Below are 18,760 nucleotides of genomic sequence, written 5' to 3'. Positions count from 1 at the left end.
GGACGTCTCAGAAAACGGAAAATAAAGCACGTTAAGCCCATTGCAGACGCTAGATATTGACGAGTACGTCGGGTTTTCTCTTGTTTGAGTTGCCTCTTGTGGTAAGATAGTAATCAATTACTATCTTACAAGGAGTGCTCGTGGACACCCATCCAAAGCATCTGCCGGCCGATGAACGTCGTGCCGTAACTGTCGAGTCCGTCGTGGCGCTTGCCGGTTCACAAAACCCAAGCGAGATAACCACTGCAGCTATCGCTAAACACATGAACTTGACCCAGGGTGCGCTGTTTCGGCACTTCCCGAACAAGGAAGCCATTTGGCAGGCGGTCATGGAGTGGGTAGCAGAGCGCCTATTAGCCAGAATCGATCGATCCGCACAAGGAATCGAGTCGCCCTTGGCAGCCATGGAGGCGATGTTCATGAGTCATATCGAATTCGTAGCTGAGCACCCAGGCGTGCCAAGAATGATGTTTGGTGAGCTTCAGCGTGCCGAATCGACACCGGCCAAGCGCATGGTGCAAACCTTGATTCAGCGCTACGGCGAACGTTTGCATCGTCTCATCGAGAAAGGCAAGGCCAGCGGCGAGTTGTCTCCCTCGCTTGACAACGAGGCGGCGGCAACGCTGTTCATTGGCACGATCCAGGGCTTGGTCATGCAATCGCTGTTGGCGGGTGATGTGGGACGTATGCACCGCGATGCGCCGCGCGTCTTTGCAATTTATCGGCGTGGCATAAGGAGTGCGCAATGAAAAAGTTACCCTTGCAAGGCCGCACCCTGGCGCTGCTTGCCGTCATCATTCCTTTGCTGGTGCTTTTTATTTATGTCGGTCTGCGATCAGGGCCGCTCGCCCCGGTCGCGGTGACGGTGGCAAGCGTGGAATCACGGGCTATCACACCGGCGCTGTTCGGCATCGGCACGGTGGAGGCGCGCTACACCTACAAGATCGGGCCGACGTTTGCCGGGCGCGTCAAACGCCTGGAGGTGCATGTAGGCGAAAGGATCCATCAAAGCTTCGTGTCGCCCTTCTTCCAGATGAGAACGCTGCCAGCATCATCCAGAACGCGCAGCCTCTTAAGCGCTATCTTGAACAGCAGCTCAAGAAGGATGTTGAGATTGTGGTGGCCATCCCGAGGGCCATCCGGTCATGAGCACATCTGATCGTTGGAAAGTGCTCGAACACAAGTGTCGCTGCATCGAAGGGCGCGGCATGGCGCCCTTGATCGTCACGCAATTTGCCTTCGATGCCGACATCGTGCTGGCCTGGCTGGAAGCCCTGCGCGGGCGTGGCGTCGAACATCCCGTACGCGTGGGCGTGCCGGGCCCTGCAGGCGTGGCGGTGCTGGCGCGCTATGCCGCCTTGTGTGGCGTTAGCGCATGCGCGTCGATGTTGTCCAAGTACGGCATCTCGATCAGCAAGCTGTTCGGCATAGCAGGCCCGGATCTCTTTGTGGATCGTCTGACCACCCGCCTGACCGAAGCACATGGAAAGGTGAGCCTGCATTTCTTTCCATTCGGAGGCATCGCTCAGTCCGTGAAGTGGGTAGAGCAGTACTGCTCGCGTGCCGAGCCTGAACAACCCATCGACACGGCTCCCATGTGATTACTGCGCCTCCAGCAGTCGCTTGCACTGGCATGCCCCATAGAAGCAGACCTCGTTGGGGCGAACGCTTCGAGAGCATCCTACCGCCCGCCTCAGCCTTCGCGTTGCGCAAGCGCCCCATGGGCGCGATCCCATTGGCACAGGACACACGCGGCCAACATCACCGGACGCAGGCGCAAGTGCCACATCGAAATGGATCGCCCGCATCATCGGCTTCGACGGTGCGAGCTATCGATTGGCAGATTGGGGGGGCAAACACGATAAACGCCCTTCTCGAACTGCCTTCTGTAGGAAGATGGTGATAGACCGAAACTTTGATGATGCGACTTTGCTCGCTGAGACATCCTTACGTTTGCCACTGCAAAGCGCCTATGTGGCACCTAGCTCGCAAATCAGCAAGGATGCGTAGCGACCAAAATATGGACTAACCTGTTATTCCATAAGACCTTTTACGGAACTGTCCGTCTACATCAAAGACTTGACAGCGGACATTTTTCATGGCCGCAACGGCTTGCGGTTGCAGCGAACGCTGGCTTACGTGCTTTGCACTACTAGGGAAAGCACTTGGTTGCAAACGCAACTTTGTTGACGACAATCAGCGCATATCGCATCGCCGCAGAAGGCGAGCTATTCCTTCAGGAGACAAACCATGTCGTCGCGTTTTTCCCTGCGCCAGGTGCTGGCTGCAGCTGTGTTCACCGTGCCCGCGCTCAGCTTTGCGGCCTATCCCGATCACCCCATGGAATGGGTGGTGCCATACGCTGCCGGTGGCGGCTCGGACGTGGTGGCCCGCGTGGTGGCCGAGCCCATGGCCAAGGCGCTGGGGCAGTCGATCATCATCATCAACAAGCCGGGCGCGGCCACCAATATCGGTGCCGATTACGCGGCCCGTGCCAAGCCCGATGGCTACACCTTGCTGACCGGTGACACCGGCACGCTGGCGGCCAACCCGTATCTGTACAAAAAGCTCAGCTACAGCGCTGAGAAAGACTTCGCCTCGGTCGGCATGCTGGTGCGCTTTCCGATGATCCTGGTGGTCAACCCCAAGCTGCCGATCAAGAACCTGCAGGAGTTCGAGGCCTGGGCCAAGGCGCAAGGCGGCGGCGTAAGCTATGCCACGCCGGGCGCGGGTTCGCCGCACCACCTGGCTACCGAAATCTTCCGCGAGCGCCAGCAACTGAACCTGGTGCATGTGCCTTACAAGGGCGCAGCGCCTGCCGTGCAAGACGTGATGGGCGGCCAGGTGCCTTTCATGTTTGTCGACTCGGTCACCGGTTACCAGAACATCCAGGCGGGCAAGCTGCGCGCCATCGGCATTGCCACGCCGCAGCGCTCCAAGGTTTTCCCGGATATTCCCACGCTCGATGAGCAAGGCGTCAAAGGCTACGCCGCCTATGCCTGGCAAGGCGTGGTGGTGCCCAAGGCCACGCCGGCCGACCGCGTGGAGCTGCTGAGCAAGCAACTGCAAGCCACGCTCAAGGAGCCGGCCGTGGTCAAGCGTCTCGAAGACATGGGCCTGGAAGTGACTCCGTCCAACAGCGCCGACATGGACAAGTTCCTGGCTGACGAGCGCGCCAAACTGGGCCCTGTGATAAAAAGCAACAAAATTCAGCTAGATTGAACAAAAAGTAGCGAATTGGGATAAAATGGCAAGGCCAGTAGGTTAACCATTCCCTTGGTTAAAAAAGTTGAGTCACCAAGCGCGATGTCCCAGACATCGCGCTTTTTTTTGCCAAAAATCCAGTGTTCATAGACACTTGGGTGATACGTTCAGCCACTTTTTTGCGCCATGCTGCCTTTTATTTGGGCAAGAAAGGCAGGCCATGGCAGCAGCACCCGTGCAGGTTTTGGCGTTTGACGTGTTTGGTACCGTGGTTGACTGGCACGGTTCCATCGTGCAACAAATGGAACAGCTTTATCCACAGGTGGACGGCGATGCATTCGCCAACGCCTGGCGCGCGGGTTACCAGCCAGCCATGGAGCTGGTGCGCAGCGGCCAACTGGGCTGGACGCGCATAGACGCGCTGCACCGCCGCATTCTGGACGACATCCTGCCGCAGTTCGGCCTGGGCGCCATGCCCGAGGCCGAGCGCGCCGCGCTCAACCGCGTCTGGCACCGGCTGCAAGCCTGGCCCGATAGCGTGGCCGGCCTGCAGCGGCTCAAACGCCGCTTTGTCATCACACCACTGTCCAACGGCAATATCGCGCTGCTCACGCACATGGCGAAAAACGCTGGCCTGCCCTGGGATTGCGTGCTCTCAGCCGAAGTCTTCCGCGCCTACAAGCCCGATCCTGCTACTTATCTGGGCGTGGCCGATGTATTTGACGTTGCGCCTGAAGCGGTAATGCTGGTGGCCGCGCACCAGGACGATCTGGCCGCAGCGCGTGCTTGCGGGCTGCAGACTGCTTATATCCAGCGGCCGCTGGAGTTCGGCGCGGCCCGGCCCAAGGATGTGTCGGCTTGCCCAGCCAATACCTGGCATTGCCGAGATATCGTTGATCTGGCAGATCAACTGGGGTGTTGACACGCGGCAAGCCTGAACAGCGGCACCAGTTGGGAAAACAATCTATAAAAAAGCGCCCCGCAGGGCGCTTGCTGTTTTGGACAGCTTGAAAACGCTTACTTGGCGTTGGCCTTGGCCAGCCACTGCGTGGCCAGCTGCACCCAGTAAGTGGCACCCAAAGGGATCAGGTCGTCGTTGAAATCGTAGCTGGCGTTGTGCAAGGTGCAGGGGCCGCCGCCGTGGCCGATGGCGCGGTGGTCGCCGTCGCCGTTGGCGATAAAGCAATAGGCGCCGGGCTTGGCTTGCAGCATGAAGGAGAAGTCTTCCGCGCCCATGGTGGGCTCTTGGGCTTTGACGCGGTCTTCACCAATGATATCTACCATCACCTGGCGGGCAAACTCGGCCTCGGGCGCGCTGTTGACGGTAGCCGGGTAGTTGCGGTTGAAATAGAAATCGCACTTGGCGTTGTTCATGGCGCAGCAGCCTTCTGCTACCTGGCGCATGCGCGATTCGATCAAATCCAGCACTTCTACCGTGAAGGCGCGCACCGTGCCTTGCAGCTCGACGGTGTTGGGGATCACGTTGTTGGCTTCGCCGCCGTGGAACATGGTCACCGAGATCACGCCGGTATCGAGCGGCTTTTTGTTGCGCGAGATGATGGTCTGGAACGCGGTGACGATCTGGCAGGCGATGGGGATCGGGTCGTTGCCCATGTGCGGCATGGCACCGTGGCCGCCTTTGCCGGTGATGGTGATCTTGAAATCGTTGCTAGACGCCATGACCGGGCCGGGGCTGACCGCCATGTTGCCAGCGGCCATGCCGGGCCAGTTGTGCATGCCAAACACGGCTTGCATCGGGAATTTCTCGAACAGGCCGTCCTTGATCATCTCGCGCGCACCGCCGCCGCCTTCTTCGGCGGGTTGGAAGATCAGGTACACCGTGCCGTCAAAATTGCGGTGTTTGGCAAAGTGCTTGGCCGCTGCCAGCAGCATGGCGGTGTGGCCGTCGTGGCCGCAGGCGTGCATTTTGCCGGCGTGCTTGCTGGCGTGCTCGAAGGTGTTGATCTCCTGCATGGGCAGCGCATCGATATCGGCGCGCAAGCCCACGGCCTGGCCGCTGGCGCCGCCATCTTTGCCGTGCACGATGCCCACCACGCCGGTGGTGCCCAGACCGCGGTGGATGGGGATGCCCCATTCGGTCAGCTTGGCGGCCACCAGGTCGGCGGTGCGCACTTCTTCAAAGCACAGCTCGGGGTGGGCGTGGATGTCTTTGCGGATCTGGGCAATGCTGGCCGCTTCGGCCACGATGGAGTCAATCAGCTTCATGGGTTGTCCTGGTAAAACCCGCGCTGGCGCTGCGTTGCAGCCGGTCTGCGCCGGGTGTTGGTTAGCAAGCGCCGCAGCGCAGGAGCCAAGCTCTCTATGGTGCAGCAAAGCAGGCGCCGTGCAGGGCGAAAAAACCTGGGAATAACCCTTGCGCGGCACTCGGCGACACCGCAAGCCTGCTTGTGCCAGGCCAGCGCGCTACGATGTGCGCTCTTGCCAAATACTCCCCCCTCGATTGCCCGCCATGACCACTGCCACCGCTGCCGCCACTACCGTGTTGGGCGCTTGCCCGCACGACTGCCCGGATACCTGCTCGCTTGTGACCACCGTGGTCGACGGCGTGGCCACCAAGGTCAGCGGCAACCCGGCGCATGCGCATACCGGTGGCGTCTTGTGTGCCAAGGTGAGCAAATACACCGAGCGCAGTTACCACGCCGATCGCGTGCTGCAGCCGCTCAAGCGCGTGGGCCCCAAAGGCGCCGGCCAGTTCCAGCCCGTGAGCTGGGACGAGGCACTGAGTGATATTGCAGCCCGCTTGCACGCCATCGCACAGCGCAACCCGGAAGCCATCTTGCCCTACAGCTACGCCGGCACCATGGGCTATGTGCAAGGCGAAAGCATGGATCGGCGCTTTTTCCACCAGTTGGGCGCCAGCCTGCTGGACCGCACCATCTGCGCCAGCGCGGGCAGCGAGGCGCTGCTGCACACCTACGGCGGCAAGCTGGGCATGCGTGTGCAGTTTTTTGCCGAGAGCCAGCTCATCCTCATCTGGGGCAGCAACAGCATTGGCAGCAATCTGCATTTCTGGCGCTATGCGCAAGAGGCCAAGCGCAACGGCGCCAAGCTGATCTGCATTGACCCGCGCAAGTCCGAAACTGCCGACAAATGCCACGAACATATCCAGCTGCTGCCCGGCACCGATGCGGCGCTGGCCTTGGCGCTAATGCACGAGCTGATTACCAACGATTGGCTCGACCACGACTACATTGCCCAGCACACACTGGGTTGGGACGAACTGCGGGCCCGTGCGCTGCAATGGTCGCCCGAGCGCGCTGCGGCAGAGTGCGGCATCACGGCCGAGCAAATTCGCCAGCTGGCGCGTGACTACGCCACCAGCAACCCCGCGGCGATTCGCCTGAACTACGGCGTGCAGCGTGCGCGCGGTGGCGGTAATGCGGTGCGTGCGATTGCCTGCTTGCCAGCGCTCACGGGCGCGTGGCGCCACCGTGCTGGCGGCCTGTTGTTGTCCACATCGTCCACCGCGCCTGCGCGCCGGGCCGATCTGCAGATGCCGCAACTGCTGGGCGCACGCCGCCCGCGCACCATCAACATGAGCACGATTGGCAACGCCTTGCTGCAACCGGCCAGCGCCAGCTTTGGCCCGCAGGTGCAAGCCCTGGTTTGCTACAACAGCAACCCGGTGGCCGTGGCGCCAGAATCGGCCAAGGTGGTGCAAGGCTTTGCACGCGAAGACCTGTTCACCGTGGTGCTGGAGCACTTTGTCACCGATACGGCCGATTACGCCGATTACGTGCTGCCCGCCACCACGCAGCTGGAGCACTGGGACATTCACACCACCTACGGCCACACCGATGTTTTGCTGAACCGCCCAGCGATTGCGCCGCAAGGCGAGGCGCGCAGCAATGCGCAGATCTTCCGCGACCTGGCCGCCCACATGGCGCGGCATGACGCTGCTTTTGCCGCGCCGCATTTCCGCACCAGCGACGAAGACCTGTGCCGCGCCGCCATGGATGCGAACCGCGTCAACTTCGACACCTTGCTGGCCCAGGGCTTTGCCGTGCAGGCGCTGCCCGATGCGCCGTTTGCCGATGGTGGCTTTGCTACGCCATCGGGCAAATGCGAGTTCTACAGTGCCGCGCTCGAAAAACTGGGCATCAACCCGCTGCCCGATTTTCTGCCTAACTACGAGCAGCCCACCGCCGAGCACCCGCTGGCGATGATCTCGCCGCCGGCGCGCAATTTCCTCAATTCCACCTTCGTCAACGTGCGTCAGCTGCGCAGTGCCGAGGTGCGGCCTTTGTTGGAGATTCACCCGGACGACGCCGCCGGCCGCCAGATCGCCGATGGCGACGCGGTGCGTGTTTTCAACCAGCGCGGCGAGCATGTCTGCCACGCCAGCATCAACGGCCGCGCCAAGCGCGGCGTGGTGGTGGGCCTGGGTATCTGGTGGCGCAAAGACGGGCCCAACGGCACCAATGTGAACGAGCTGACGCACCAGCAGCTCACCGACATGGGGCGTGCGCCTTCTTTCTACGACTGCGCGGTACAGGTGGAGCGTTTACCCGCATAGCGCTGCGGCGACACTTGTTTTGCCAATCTGCTCCGCTAGACTGTTACATCTAACAACAAACTAGCTGGAGACCCGATGATTGCAGTGCGCGATGCATTTTCTGAAAGCTACGCCAAAGCGCGGGTGAAGTTTCTGGAGGGCGCCGTTCTGGCCGGCCTGCAGATCGAATCGCACAACCACCCGCTCGATGGCGCCGACGACGAAACCCTGGCCATGGATGTGGCGCGCGATGGCGCGGCCGATGCCGACAAGCTGCTCATCGTCAGCAGCGCCTGCCACGGCATCGAAGGCTATTGCGGCAGCGGCGTGCAAGTGTTTGCGCTGCACGATGCCGAGTGGCTGGACAAGGCGCGCGCCGCTGGCGTGGCCGTGCTTTATGTGCATGCGCTGAACCCGTATGGCTTCTCGTTTGGCCGCCGCGTCACGCACGAGAACGTGGACCTGAACCGCAACTTTGTCGACTTCTCGCAGCCCTTGCCGCACAACGCCGCGTATGACGAAGTGCAGGATTTGATCTTGCCCGAACACTGGCCACCCACGCCGGCGGTGCAGCAGGCGATTGACCGCTACATCGCCGAGCGCGGCCAGAAAGCCTGGCAGGCCGCTGTGGGCCAAGGCCAGTACCAGCACCCGACCGGCGTTTTCTTTGGCGGCCAGGCGCCCACCTGGAGCAACCAGACCATCCGCAAAGTGCTGCGCCAGCACGGCGCTAAAGCCAAGAAGCTGGCTTGGATCGATGTGCACACCGGGCTCGGCCCCAATGGCTATGGCGAGCGCATCTTTACCGGTCCCAACGATGCGGCCATGCTGGCGCGTGCGCGCCGTTGGTGGGATGGGGGCGGCACTACGCCGGTGACATCGTTGGACGACGGCAGCTCTTCTTCGCCGCCGCTCACCGGCCTTTTGTGGAACAGTGCCTTGCAAGAATGTCCACAAGCCGAGTTCACCGGTATCGCCATGGAATACGGCACCGTGCCGGTGCTGCAAACCACGGGTGCCATCCGGGCCGACCACTGGGTGCACAACAACCCCGATGCGCCGCAGGAGCAACGCCAGGCCATCCACCAGCAAATGCGCGCCGCTTTCTACGACGAGAGCGAAACCTGGCAAGGCCAGATCATCAGCCAGGCGCGGCAGTCCATGTTCCAGGCGGTCGATGGCTTGAGCGCGGGCTAAACGTCGGCCTGGGGTGGCAACAGCACCAGGCTGTGGCAGCCCCAGTGGTGCATGCACTCGCGCAGCAACGTCAGGCAAACCGCTTCTGCAGGAGCCAGCACCACCGCGGCGCTGCGGCTGCCCATGGCGGCATCGGCAAAGCGGTTGAACAGCTGCTCTAACTCTTGCAGGCTGTAGAACACATCGTCCCGCTGCGGCAACAGTTCGGCCAGCGCTTGCAGTGGCGCAGCGCTGGCGGCCAAGGTACGTTGCGCCGTTGCGGCCGGCCATTGCCGGGTGAGCGGCATGATCACGTCTTCCACAGTCTCAATCACCCGCTCCACCTGGCTGCCGTTGATGGCGCTGCCAGGCATGTGCTGTGCCGCCAGTTGCGTGTAACCCAGCGGCAGCATGTGTCGGCTTGGTGACTGGCTGGCGGGCGTGCACAGCCAGGCTTCGCTCAGCTCGGCACCGATGAAAAGCAGCAGCCAATCGCGGCCGGGGTGCTGCGCTTGCAGGCCTTGCAAGGTGGCGTCGATAAAGGCTTGGTGAGAATCTGGCATGGGCGGAAATTCAAGTTTGTGCACACCTACTGTAGCGCTGCATGGCGCTGCACGCATGCCCGCGCTGGCCGTATGTGTGTCAGAGAGCTGCCCTTGACGTGTCATGTTCGCTGACCACAATGTTTGGTATGAATCCCCTGCAGTCCAAGCTTGAGTCGAAGCTGGCAGGTTTGCCAGTGTCTGTTGCCATTGCTCTACCCCAAGGCGGGTGGACAGGCTCCCCCGAAAACGCGCAAGTACGCATCCGCTGCCACACCGCAGCCGGTCTGGCGGCATTGGCCGCCGGCGATGTTGGCATTGTCGGCAGTGCCATTGTGGAAGGCGGCGTAGAGATTGAGGGCAGTATGCGCGATGCCATGGCCGCCGCAGTGGCACTGATGCCCAGCGACCCGGTGGCGGCGCGCTCCACCTGGTGGAGCCGCATGCTGGCGCGCTCGCGCTCAGCGGCCCTGCACACGCTGACCAAAGATTCGCAGCAGATCCAGTTCCATTACGACGTATCGGACGACTTCTATGCGCTGTGGCTGGACCCGCGCCGGGTCTACTCCTGCGCTTACTACGCGCAGGCAGATTTTGACTTGGCGCAGGCGCAAGAGGCCAAGCTTGATCTGATCTGCCGCAAGCTGCGCCTGCACAGCGGCGAGCGTTTTCTGGACGTGGGTGCGGGCTGGGGCGGCCTGTTGCTGTGGGCTGCCGAGCATTACGGGGTGCAGGCCACCGGCATCACCTTGTCGAAAAACCAGCACGCTTATGTGAACCAGCTCATTGCCGAAAAAGGTTTGCAAGAGCGCGTGCAAATGCTGCTGATGGATTACCGCGAGCTGAAGGCCAGCGAGCCTTTTGACAAGATCGCCTCGGTCGGCATGTTCGAACACGTGGGCCGCGCGCGCATGCACGAGTATTTCTGCGTGCTCAAAAGCCTGCTGCGGCCCGGTGGCTTGCTGATGAACCATGGCATCACCGCCGGCGGCACCGAGAACGAGCAGGTGGGCGCGGGCATGGGCGAGTTCATCGAAAAATACATTTTCCCCGGTGGCGAGCTGCTGCACGTGAGCGTGGTGCAGCAAGAAATGGCCAACGCCGGCTGGGAAATGGTGGATACCGAGAACCTGCGCCCGCATTACGCCAAAACCTTGTGGGCCTGGTCCGATGCGCTGGAAGCCCAGCTGGACGAGGCCCAGCGCGTGCTGGCGCAAAAAACCGATGCCGAGCAAGCGGCTAAAACCCTGCGCGCCTACCGCCTCTACCTGGCCGGTTGCGCCACCGGTTTTGAGCGCGGCTGGATCGCCTTGCATCAGATGTTGGCTGTCGTGCCTGATGGCTCCATGCTGACAGGCAGCCTGCCTGGGGCACAATCACAATACCCGTTCACCCGGGATTACATGTACCGATAAGGAGAAGACTGTGTTGTACAAATTTGTGTCACGCGCCACGGCCGAGCTGATCCTGCTGGAGCCCGATGGCAAGAAGATTCTGCAAATCATCGGCAAGGACCCGTCGCCCACCGGCATCATCACCGTGGCACAGATTCCTGCTGCCATCCAGGCGCTGCAAGCCGCTGTGGCTGCCGAGGACGAGCGCAGCAAGCAGCCGGCCGAAGCCATCGACAAGGATGCCGAAGACGAGGACGGTAAAGACGTGAAAGCCACGGTCGGCCTCAAGCAGCGCGCCGTGCCGTTTATCGACATGCTGCAACGCAGCGCGGCCGAAGGCGCCGACGTGGTGTGGGGCGCTTGATCTGGCACTGAGCGCCGCGCCCGGCGCTTTGCCAGCAAGCCAGAAAAAAAGACTGCTCGCGGCAGTCGTTTTTGTTTTCAGCTGCCGGTGTGGAGCTGTGGACCGGCGCGTTACTCCGCCACGCGCGGCTTGACCAGTGCTGCCGCCTTCTTGGCGTTGACGCGAGCAGTGTCGGTATCGGCCGCGCGGGCGAGGGCCACGCCCATGCGGCGGCGCTCAAAGCTCTCGGGTTTGCCGAACAGGCGCACTTCGGTGCCAGGCACTTGCAGGGCTGCTTCCACGCCGTCAAACACAATGCCTTGGGCTTCGACGCCGCCGTAAATCACGGCGCTGGCGCCCGGCGTTTTCAGGCTGGTGTCGACCGGTAGGCCCAGAATGGCGCGGGCGTGCAGCTCGAACTCGTTTTGCCACTGCGTGATCATCGTCACCATGCCGGTATCGTGCGGGCGCGGGCTGACTTCGCTGAACCAGACCTGATCGCCCTTGACAAACAGCTCCACGCCGAACAGGCCCAGGCCGGCAGGCTCGCCATTCAGGCCCTGGCCGAGGTTGGTGGTGATCTCGCGGGCAATGTCTTGGGCCAGTGTGAGCGCGGCAGGCGCCATGCGGGCCGGCTGCCAGCTTTCCACATAGTCGCCCTTGACTTGCACGTGGCCGATGGGTTCGCAGTACTGGGTTTCGATCTGGCCGGCCGCGTTCTTGGCGCGCACGGTCAGCAAGGTGATCTCGTAGTCAAAATCGATAAAGCCTTCGACGATGATGCGCCCGCCTTGCACACGGCCGCCTTCCATGGCGTAGTTCCAGGCCTTTTCCACATCGGCCGGGCCGTCGATCTTGCTCTGGCCCTTGCCCGAGCTGCTCATCACCGGCTTGACGACGCAAGGGTAGCCAATGCCGCCGTCAATGGCCGCTTGCAGCTCGGCCAGCGAATCGCAGAATTGGTAGGGGCTGGTGGGCAGGCCCAGGGTTTCGGCGGCCAGGCGGCGGATGCCTTCGCGGTCCATCGTCAGGCGCGTGGCGCGGGCGGTAGGCACCACGCGCACGGTGCCGGCGGCTTCCAGCGCCTGCAGGGCGGGCGTGGCGATGGCCTCAATTTCGGGCACCACCATGTCGGGTTTGATTTGCTCGATCAGTGCGGTGAGCTGCGCCGGGTCGCTCATGGTGATGGTGTGCGCATGGTGCGCCACCTGCTGGCCAGGCGCGTTTTCGTAGCGGTCGACGGCAATGGTTTCCACGCCCAGGCGTTGCAGGGCGATCAGCACTTCCTTGCCCAGCTCGCCGCTGCCCAGCAGCATGACTTTGGTTGCGTGTTTGGAGAGAGGGGTGCCGAGGGTGGTCATAACAAGCCTTGTGGTAAATCAAAGAGGCGCGCAGGGGCGCTGCGGCCGATTCTAGGCGGGGCGGCTTACCCCAGCAGGGCTGTCGCCCAGTTTTTGCCGCAGTGCAGCATGAGCCGCTATGATGGACAAAGAGGGCGGCCAAGCCGCCTGTGAACGACAGCAAACCTCCAAAGGAAGACAGATGACGATCCAGACCGTAGGCGTGATTGGTGCAGGCACCATGGGCAACGGCATTGCGCAGACTTGCGCGGTGGCCGGTTTGAATGTGGTGATGGTGGATATCTCCGAGGCCGCCGTGCAAAAGGGCTTGGCCACCGTGGCGGGTAGCCTGGACCGTCTGATCAAGAAAGAAAAGATCAGCGAAGCCGACAAGGCCGCTGCGCTGGGCCGCATCAAGGCATCGACCAATTACGACGACCTGAAGGCCGCGCAACTGGTGATCGAAGCGGCCACCGAAAACTACGAACTCAAGCTCAAGATCCTCAAGCAGGTAGACGATCTGCTGGCGCCGGAAGTGCTGCTGGCATCGAACACCTCGTCGATCTCGATCACGCAGTTGGCTGCCGCCACCAAGCGCGCTGACAAGTTCATCGGCATGCACTTCTTCAACCCCGTGCCGCTGATGGCGCTGGTGGAAGTGATCCGCGGCGTGCAAACCAGCGATGCTACGCACGACGCCGTCAAGGCCATGGCCGAGAAGCTGGGCAAGACCCCGATCACCGTGAAGAACTCGCCCGGCTTTGTCGTCAACCGCATTCTGGTGCCGATGATCAACGAAGCCTTCTTTGTGCTGGCCGAAGGCCACGCCACGGCCGAAGACATCGACGCCGGCATGAAGCTCGGCTGCAGCCACCCGATTGGCCCGCTGGCGCTGGCCGACATGATCGGTCTGGACGTCTGCCTGGCCGTGATGGAGGTGTACCTGAAGGACTTTGGCGACAGCAAGTACCGTCCCTGCCCGCTGCTCAAGGAGCTGGTGAGCGCGGGGCACCTCGGCCGCAAGACCGGCAAGGGCGTGTACCAGTACTAAGCCCAGATTTTTGAACCGCAAAAGCCGCGCAGTGTTTGGCACTGCGCGGCTTTTTTGTTTTTGACGGGGAGAGTAAGTGCGGTGACGAAGCTGGCTGTAATGCTTGTGTTGGGAGTCTTCGTTTTGGGGTGGCGATATGGCCGCGTATGCTTTGTTGCTGCGGGGCCGGCCATCCGGCTTTGCCGTACATGTGTACTGTCTGCAGCTCGGCGTCGCGCCAGGATGGCCTGCCCCTACACAGCCATCTCGCCATTGTGGTGAATGATTCCAGCGCCCGCTTTACTGCGAAGTGATGCTGTTTGAATACCGGTGAGACGCTCTTGGTAGCGAGCTGATGTGGCCGAGGTGGCCATCTTGTGGGTCGTTACCAGCCCCGCCGCCGCTCAATCCGCAAAGCTCAAAATCACGCGGCGGCTGTTGGCGCCTTTTTTCTCGGTTTTGCTGATGATGACGGCGCCGATCTCCTGCGTGCTGGCAATGTGGGTGCCGCCGCAGGGCTGAAAATCAATGGCGGGCAGGGGGCCGCTGCCATCGCCGCCAATGCGGATGGTGCGCACCTGGCCGCTGCCGCGCGGCGGCTGCACGCTCATGCTTTTGACCAGGGCGGGGTTGGCGTCCAGCTCGGCGTCGCTGATGGACGACACCTGCACTGGCAGCGCTTGCGCTACGACGGCGGCCAGGCCTTCGGTGATGGCATCTTTGTCGATGGCTTCGTTGGTCACAAAATCGATGCGCGCTTGCTCGGGCGTGATCGAGCAGCCGTTGACCAGGTGCGGCACCAGGTGGCAAAGCACATGCGAGGCGCTGTGCAAGCGCATCAGGCGGTGGCGGCGCTGCCAATCAATCTTTGCGCTCACGCGCTCGCCCACTTGCAGCGCTGGCGCATCGGCTGCGGGCACATGCACTACCAGCGGCAGCGGCTGGCCGTCTTCGGCCTTGCCTTTGCGCGTATCGACCACCGGCACCACACGGCCATCGGCGCAGCGCAGTTCGCCAGCATCGCCGGCCTGCCCGCCGCCCAGCGGGTAGAACACGGTGCGGTCGAGCACGATGCCGGCCTCGCTCACGGCCAGTACGGTGGCTTCACAGGTTTGCAGATAGGCGTCGGCGCGGAACAGTTCTTCGGTAGCGGGCAAGGTGGTCATGGACGAAGGGCAACAGCTGAGACACATGGGAGACAGTCATGCTAGCGGCTCAGCGCTGTCGGCTTTGTCGCCTGGGCAACCCTGAATTTTTGCGGCTAGGGGTTGTTGATAGCTTGCGCGAATGGGTGCATTGGTGTCCGATATTAGACAAGGCAGACACTGCTGACCACAATCAAGCGTTCACGAATAAGCAAGCAAGGAGACAAAAGCATGATTGAAATCCCACGCCGCCACTTTCTCAGCACCCTGGCCGGTGCCGCTGCAGCAGCGGGCCTGCCGCAATGGGCGCAGGCGCAGTCGGCCTACCCGAACAAGCCGGTGCGGGTGATCGTGCCTTTTGCCGCCGGCGGCACCACCGATGTGGTGGCCCGTCTGGTGATGCAGAAAATGGGCGAGCTGATGAAGGCCTCGTTCGTCATCGACAACAAGGGCGGCGCCAACGGCATGATCGGCACCGGCGAAGTGGCGCGTGCCACGGCTGACGGCTACACCTTGCTGTTCAACACGGCGGGTGCGCAAACGCTCAGCCCCGTCATCTACAAAGCCAACTACGAGGCAGCGGCCAGCTTTGCGCCGGTGGCCAAGGTGTGCTCGGTGGGCTTTGTGGTGATTGCGCGCAAGGACCTGCCCGCCAACTCGATGAAAGAGCTGATCGCGCTGGCCGGCAACAAGGACAAGCCGCTCACCGCCTCGTCGGGCAGCGCCATCATCAACCTGATCACCGAGCAGTTCAAGCATGTGATCAAGGCGCCACACATCATCAACGCGCAGTACAAGGGCACGAGCCCGCAGATGCAGGCGGTGGTGGCGGGCGAGGTGGATTTCTCCTTCGACTCGTTTGCAGCGGTGGAGATGATCAAATCGGGCAAGGTCAAGGCGCTGGCCGTGATCTTGCCGCAGCGTGCCGCTTCCTTCCCCGACGTGCCCACCTTCCAGGAGCTGGGCATCAAGGACATGGAATTCAGCTCCTGGGCCGGCCTGCTGGCGCCCAAGGGAACGCCCAAGGAGATCATCACCGCGCTCTCGCAAAACGTTGACAAGGTCATGCAGATGCCCGATGTGCTGGCCAAGCTCAAGCAGTACGACTACATCCCGGTGAAAACCTCGCCCGAGCTGTTTGCCGAGCAAATCCAGGCCGAGACGGACCAGTGGAAGAAGGTGGTCAAGGACACCGGTTTCAAGATTGAATGAGCACAGCTGGCTGGCGGTTCTTGGCAACCGCTGACAAGCTGAACAGCGCAACGCTCCAAAACGCCCCCAACAAGGGGCGTTGTTGTTTTCAACTGCTCCGCTGGTGACGTCGAGGCTTTTTGCCAAAGCCCATAATGTTTGCCGGCCCGCTGTTGTGGGCGGGCCACCCTGAATTGATGGAGAACAACGTGCAAACCCCGAGCAATACCTTCAAACAAGCCATGGCGGCAGGCGAAGTCAAACTGGGCCTGTGGCTGGCGCTGGCAGACAGCTATGCGGCGGAAATCAGCGCCGGTACTGGTTTTGACTGGCTGTTGATCGACGGCGAGCACGCGCCCAACGATGTGCGCAGCGTGCTGGCACAACTGCAAGCGGTGGCCAGCGCCACGCTCAGTCTGCCGCCCGACGTACCTGCACCGCACCCGATAGTGCGCGTGCCCACGGGCGATGCGGTGCTGATCAAGCAATACCTCGACATTGGCGTGCAAACCATTCTGGTGCCCATGGTCGATACCGCCGAGCAAGCCGCGCACCTGGTGCAAGCCATGCGCTACCCGCCGCAAGGCATTCGCGGCATGGGCAGTGCGCTGGCGCGCTCTTCGCGCTGGCAGGCCTACCCCAACTATCTGCACGAGGCCAACGCCCAAACCTGCCTGCTGGTGCAGGCCGAAACCGTAGAGGCGATGAAGAACCTGGACGCGATTGCCGCCACGCCGGGCGTAGACGGCGTGTTCATCGGCCCGGCCGACCTGTCGGCCTCGATGGGCCACGTCGGCAACCCCGGGCACCCCGAAGTGCAAGCCATGATCGCCGACGCCATCGCCCGCATCCGCCAGGCCGGCAAGGCCGCCGGCATTCTGTCTACCAACAAGGCCCAGGGTGACAAGTGGCTGGCCGCAGGCGCCCAGTTTGTTGCCGTGGGCGCCGACACCATGCTGCTGCACGCCGCCGCCAAGCAGTTGTTGGCGAGCTACCGCGGCACCGATGGGGCGGTGAAGAATACGTATTGAGCAGGCCAGCACCGGACAGGTCGGGCGTTTTCGACAAGGCATCAGTGGGGTGCTGGTGCTGTAGTCAATCAGTGATGAGGGCGAGTGCCAGGTGTCTGGAAAACACCTAGCCTTGCCCTCTTTGCATGGTGTGGGTCTTGTCCCTAGAATGGTCTTATGAAAAATGGAATTCAGAATTCAATTTCATCTGCGCCGCAGTACATCGATCAGGTGTTTGAGAGTCTCTTGCTAGCCATCTCCTTGGGAGAGTTCAAGCCCGGTGAGCGCATTCGCCAGAACGAGCTTGCCGAGAGGTTGGGGGTGTCACGTCAGCCGGTCAGCCATGCATTGCAATTGCTCAAGCACCAGGGGCTGGTGCGCGATGCCGGCAAGCAAGGCGTGGAGATAGCGCCTGTCGATCCTGCACACATCATGGGCTTGTACCAGGTGCGCATACCGCTCGAAGGCTTGGCGGTGTCGCTGGCCGCTGCACGGCTCCAGAAGAATGAGCTTCCGGCTGCTCAGATCAAAGCCTTTGAACAGGTCTTGCGCAAAGGCCAGCAGGCTTGCAAGGCACAGGCTTCCTTGGCGGAGCTGGTGCAGGCTGATTTCAATTTTCATTGCGCTCTGTACCAGCTGTCCGGCAATCCCGTGATAGAGCAGATGATGCAAAACCAATGGTCGCATCTGATGCGCGCCATGATGAGCGTCTTGGCCGACCCTGGCGTGCCTGTACGGGCTTGGCAGGAACACGCCGATATAGCTGCTGCGATCTTGGCAGGTGATGCAGGCAAGGCACAAGCATGCATTACGAGCCATTTGCATAGGGCGGGCACTGAATGGTGCGAGCGCCTTGTGTCCTGAACGCCGATTTGTTTTCTGTTCGCCCTGCAAAACAGGCGCGATTTTCGCTACTTCCCACGCAACCGATAAACCAGGAGATGACGATGAGACTCAGCCCGGAACAGTTGGAGAGTTTTGAAGAGCAAGGCTATATCTTTATCCCAGATTGCTTCACGGCGGAGGAGACCGAGTTGCTGCGCAAAGCCTCCAGCGAGGTATTGGCTGAGCAGCGCCAAGAGGTCTGGCGCGAGAAGGACGGCACCCCGCGTACAGCATTTGCTTGCCATGAGTACAACCAGGCTTGCAAACTTCTCGCCCATGACCCGAGGCTTGTGGAGCCGCTGGAGCAATTGTTTGGCGAAAGCCTCTATATCCACCAGTTCAAGATCAACGCCAAAGCCGCATTCACTGGCGATGTGTGGCAGTGGCACCAGGACTTCCCAACTTGGCACAAGGACGATGGCATGCCTGAGCCGCGCGCGATGAATATTGCGGTTTTCCTGGACGAGGTCATGCCTATCAACGGGCCTCTGATGCTGGTGCCGCGCACGCACCGAGAAGGGGCTTTGAACGCTTCGCACGACCGCAAAACCACGTCATATCCGTTGTGGACACCAGATAACGAAACCGTGACCCGACTGGTGGAGCGCAATGGCATCGTCACCCCGGTGGGGAAGCCCGGTGGCGTTTTGATGTTCCATGCGAACCTTTTGCATGGATCGGCCGGAAACATCACACCTTATCCACGGCGCATTGTTTACCTCACTCTGTCTGCAATTTCTAACGCCATCCGTAAACCAACGCGGCCGGCATTTATTGCGCACCAGGATTTCACTCCCATCCGCGCCAATGCGGCAGAGTTGCTTGGCCAACACGCGCGCTCCAGCGTGACAGCATCGTTCTCTTGATTGCTTGACACTGGCGTGTCTGCTGCCGGAATAAGCTTTCACTGAAGGCTATGCAAGCCCTGCGAAGTCTTGGGCCATTGAGGCGACCGGCTGCGACATGTCTAAAGAACTAATTTCT

Annotated in this window: 17 protein-coding genes and 1 pseudogene; 14 read left to right on the top strand and 4 right to left on the bottom strand. The window is 61.6% G+C overall.

What is annotated here, in order from left to right:
- Positions 1–140: 140 nt before the first annotated feature.
- From ACFIQF_RS16940 to ACFIQF_RS16920, 5 genes and pseudogenes are all read left to right on the top strand, one after another.
- Positions 141–749 carry a TetR/AcrR family transcriptional regulator gene (locus ACFIQF_RS16940; RefSeq protein ID WP_004393990.1) on the top strand — a complete coding sequence of 203 codons (609 nt, stop codon included), beginning with the start codon at positions 141–143 and terminating at the stop codon, positions 747–749.
- Positions 746–1,081, top strand: a pseudogene (locus ACFIQF_RS16935) (efflux RND transporter periplasmic adaptor subunit); the annotation flags it as partial. The gene ACFIQF_RS16940 and the pseudogene ACFIQF_RS16935, both read left to right, overlap by 4 nt.
- A 64-nt stretch (positions 1,082–1,145) precedes the next feature.
- Positions 1,146–1,601 carry a methylenetetrahydrofolate reductase gene (locus ACFIQF_RS16930; protein ID WP_393944670.1) on the top strand — a complete coding sequence of 152 codons (456 nt, stop codon included), beginning with the start codon at positions 1,146–1,148 and terminating at the stop codon, positions 1,599–1,601.
- Positions 1,602–2,250: 649 nt separating this feature from the next.
- On the top strand, positions 2,251–3,222 hold the full coding sequence (locus tag ACFIQF_RS16925) for a Bug family tripartite tricarboxylate transporter substrate binding protein (RefSeq protein WP_393944668.1): 972 nt from the start codon (positions 2,251–2,253) through the stop codon (positions 3,220–3,222).
- Positions 3,223–3,424: 202 nt separating this feature from the next.
- Complete coding sequence (locus ACFIQF_RS16920) at positions 3,425–4,126, top strand: haloacid dehalogenase type II (RefSeq protein WP_393944666.1); 702 nt, start codon at positions 3,425–3,427, stop codon at positions 4,124–4,126.
- Between the two features lie 95 nt (positions 4,127–4,221).
- Here the strand turns inward: ACFIQF_RS16920 and ACFIQF_RS16915 are convergent, their stop codons facing one another.
- Positions 4,222–5,430 (bottom strand): M20 aminoacylase family protein, encoded by a 1,209-nt coding sequence (locus tag ACFIQF_RS16915; protein WP_393944665.1) that lies wholly within the window; start codon positions 5,428–5,430, stop codon positions 4,222–4,224.
- A 244-nt stretch (positions 5,431–5,674) separates the two neighbouring features.
- Here ACFIQF_RS16915 and ACFIQF_RS16910 point away from each other — a divergent pair, with 244 nt between their 5' ends.
- Together ACFIQF_RS16910 and ACFIQF_RS16905 are read left to right on the top strand one after the other, a co-directional pair.
- A complete protein-coding gene (locus ACFIQF_RS16910) occupies positions 5,675–7,741 on the top strand; it encodes a molybdopterin-containing oxidoreductase family protein (RefSeq protein ID WP_393944664.1) in 2,067 nt (688 codons plus the stop codon).
- 75 nt (positions 7,742–7,816) lie between these two features.
- On the top strand, positions 7,817–8,917 hold the full coding sequence (locus ACFIQF_RS16905; RefSeq protein WP_393944662.1) for a M14 family metallopeptidase: 1,101 nt from the start codon (positions 7,817–7,819) through the stop codon (positions 8,915–8,917).
- On the opposite strand, the gene ACFIQF_RS16900 is transcribed toward ACFIQF_RS16905, so the two are convergent.
- On the bottom strand, positions 8,914–9,459 hold the full coding sequence (locus tag ACFIQF_RS16900) for a hypothetical protein (RefSeq protein ID WP_393944659.1): 546 nt from the start codon (positions 9,457–9,459) through the stop codon (positions 8,914–8,916). The two genes, ACFIQF_RS16905 and ACFIQF_RS16900, sit on opposite strands and share 4 nt — an antisense overlap.
- A 128-nt stretch (positions 9,460–9,587) precedes the next feature.
- Between ACFIQF_RS16900 and ACFIQF_RS16895 the strand changes: the two genes are divergently transcribed.
- Both ACFIQF_RS16895 and ACFIQF_RS16890 read left to right on the top strand, forming a co-directional pair.
- Complete coding sequence (locus ACFIQF_RS16895; RefSeq protein WP_393944657.1) at positions 9,588–10,853, top strand: class I SAM-dependent methyltransferase; 1,266 nt, start codon at positions 9,588–9,590, stop codon at positions 10,851–10,853.
- A gap of 10 nt (positions 10,854–10,863) precedes the next feature.
- The gene (locus tag ACFIQF_RS16890; protein ID WP_393944656.1) at positions 10,864–11,196 is read left to right on the top strand and encodes a DUF1840 domain-containing protein; all 333 of its coding nucleotides are present in this window, start codon (positions 10,864–10,866) and stop codon (positions 11,194–11,196) included.
- A 110-nt stretch (positions 11,197–11,306) separates the two neighbouring features.
- Here ACFIQF_RS16890 and purT read toward each other — a convergent pair whose 3' ends face one another.
- Positions 11,307–12,536: a formate-dependent phosphoribosylglycinamide formyltransferase gene (purT, locus tag ACFIQF_RS16885; protein WP_393944654.1), complete on the bottom strand. Its 1,230-nt coding sequence runs from the start codon at positions 12,534–12,536 to the stop codon at positions 11,307–11,309.
- Between the two features lie 121 nt (positions 12,537–12,657).
- Between purT and ACFIQF_RS16880 the strand changes: the two genes are divergently transcribed.
- Positions 12,658–13,566, top strand: a complete 909-nt coding sequence (locus ACFIQF_RS16880) for a 3-hydroxybutyryl-CoA dehydrogenase (RefSeq protein WP_393944865.1) — start codon at positions 12,658–12,660, stop codon at positions 13,564–13,566.
- A 383-nt stretch (positions 13,567–13,949) separates the two neighbouring features.
- On the opposite strand, the gene ACFIQF_RS16875 is transcribed toward ACFIQF_RS16880, so the two are convergent.
- A complete protein-coding gene (locus ACFIQF_RS16875; RefSeq protein WP_393944652.1) occupies positions 13,950–14,711 on the bottom strand; it encodes an alanyl-tRNA editing protein in 762 nt (253 codons plus the stop codon).
- A gap of 210 nt (positions 14,712–14,921) precedes the next feature.
- Here ACFIQF_RS16875 and ACFIQF_RS16870 point away from each other — a divergent pair, with 210 nt between their 5' ends.
- The 4 genes from ACFIQF_RS16870 (at position 14,922) to ACFIQF_RS16855 (ending at position 18,642) form a co-directional block, all read left to right on the top strand.
- Positions 14,922–15,902 carry a Bug family tripartite tricarboxylate transporter substrate binding protein gene (locus tag ACFIQF_RS16870; RefSeq protein ID WP_393944650.1) on the top strand — a complete coding sequence of 327 codons (981 nt, stop codon included), beginning with the start codon at positions 14,922–14,924 and terminating at the stop codon, positions 15,900–15,902.
- A gap of 188 nt (positions 15,903–16,090) precedes the next feature.
- Positions 16,091–16,912 carry an aldolase/citrate lyase family protein gene (locus tag ACFIQF_RS16865; RefSeq protein ID WP_393944864.1) on the top strand — a complete coding sequence of 274 codons (822 nt, stop codon included), beginning with the start codon at positions 16,091–16,093 and terminating at the stop codon, positions 16,910–16,912.
- Between the two features lie 156 nt (positions 16,913–17,068).
- Entirely contained in the window at positions 17,069–17,755 is a 687-nt protein-coding gene (locus tag ACFIQF_RS16860) for a GntR family transcriptional regulator (RefSeq protein WP_393944648.1), read from the top strand.
- An 8-nt stretch (positions 17,756–17,763) separates the two neighbouring features.
- Entirely contained in the window at positions 17,764–18,642 is an 879-nt protein-coding gene (locus ACFIQF_RS16855; RefSeq protein ID WP_393944646.1) for a phytanoyl-CoA dioxygenase family protein, read from the top strand.
- The last annotated feature ends 118 nt before the right edge of the window (positions 18,643–18,760 follow it).

The sequence above is a fragment of the Comamonas trifloxystrobinivorans genome (genome assembly GCF_043359985.1).
Classification (GTDB): Bacteria; Pseudomonadota; Gammaproteobacteria; order Burkholderiales; family Burkholderiaceae_C; genus Comamonas; species Comamonas trifloxystrobinivorans.
This window is presented reverse-complemented; position numbering and strand designations above follow the sequence as displayed.

What these genes read in the sequence shown, in the direction of transcription:
- ACFIQF_RS16860 (WP_393944648.1), top strand. Translation starts at nt 17,069, where the DNA reads ATGAAAAATGGAATTCAGAATTCAATTTCATCTGCGCCGCAGTACATC.
- ACFIQF_RS16930 (WP_393944670.1), top strand. Translation starts at nt 1,146, where the DNA reads ATGAGCACATCTGATCGTTGGAAAGTGCTCGAACACAAGTGTCGCTGC.
- ACFIQF_RS16875 (WP_393944652.1), bottom strand. Translation starts at nt 14,711, where the DNA reads ATGACCACCTTGCCCGCTACCGAAGAACTGTTCCGCGCCGACGCCTAT.
- purT (WP_393944654.1), bottom strand. Translation starts at nt 12,536, where the DNA reads ATGACCACCCTCGGCACCCCTCTCTCCAAACACGCAACCAAAGTCATG.
- ACFIQF_RS16915 (WP_393944665.1), bottom strand. Translation starts at nt 5,430, where the DNA reads ATGAAGCTGATTGACTCCATCGTGGCCGAAGCGGCCAGCATTGCCCAG.
- ACFIQF_RS16870 (WP_393944650.1), top strand. Translation starts at nt 14,922, where the DNA reads ATGATTGAAATCCCACGCCGCCACTTTCTCAGCACCCTGGCCGGTGCC.
- ACFIQF_RS16895 (WP_393944657.1), top strand. Translation starts at nt 9,588, where the DNA reads ATGAATCCCCTGCAGTCCAAGCTTGAGTCGAAGCTGGCAGGTTTGCCA.
- ACFIQF_RS16900 (WP_393944659.1), bottom strand. Translation starts at nt 9,459, where the DNA reads ATGCCAGATTCTCACCAAGCCTTTATCGACGCCACCTTGCAAGGCCTG.
- ACFIQF_RS16905 (WP_393944662.1), top strand. Translation starts at nt 7,817, where the DNA reads ATGATTGCAGTGCGCGATGCATTTTCTGAAAGCTACGCCAAAGCGCGG.
- ACFIQF_RS16910 (WP_393944664.1), top strand. Translation starts at nt 5,675, where the DNA reads ATGACCACTGCCACCGCTGCCGCCACTACCGTGTTGGGCGCTTGCCCG.
- ACFIQF_RS16880 (WP_393944865.1), top strand. Translation starts at nt 12,658, where the DNA reads ATGGACAAAGAGGGCGGCCAAGCCGCCTGTGAACGACAGCAAACCTCC.
- ACFIQF_RS16920 (WP_393944666.1), top strand. Translation starts at nt 3,425, where the DNA reads ATGGCAGCAGCACCCGTGCAGGTTTTGGCGTTTGACGTGTTTGGTACC.
- ACFIQF_RS16925 (WP_393944668.1), top strand. Translation starts at nt 2,251, where the DNA reads ATGTCGTCGCGTTTTTCCCTGCGCCAGGTGCTGGCTGCAGCTGTGTTC.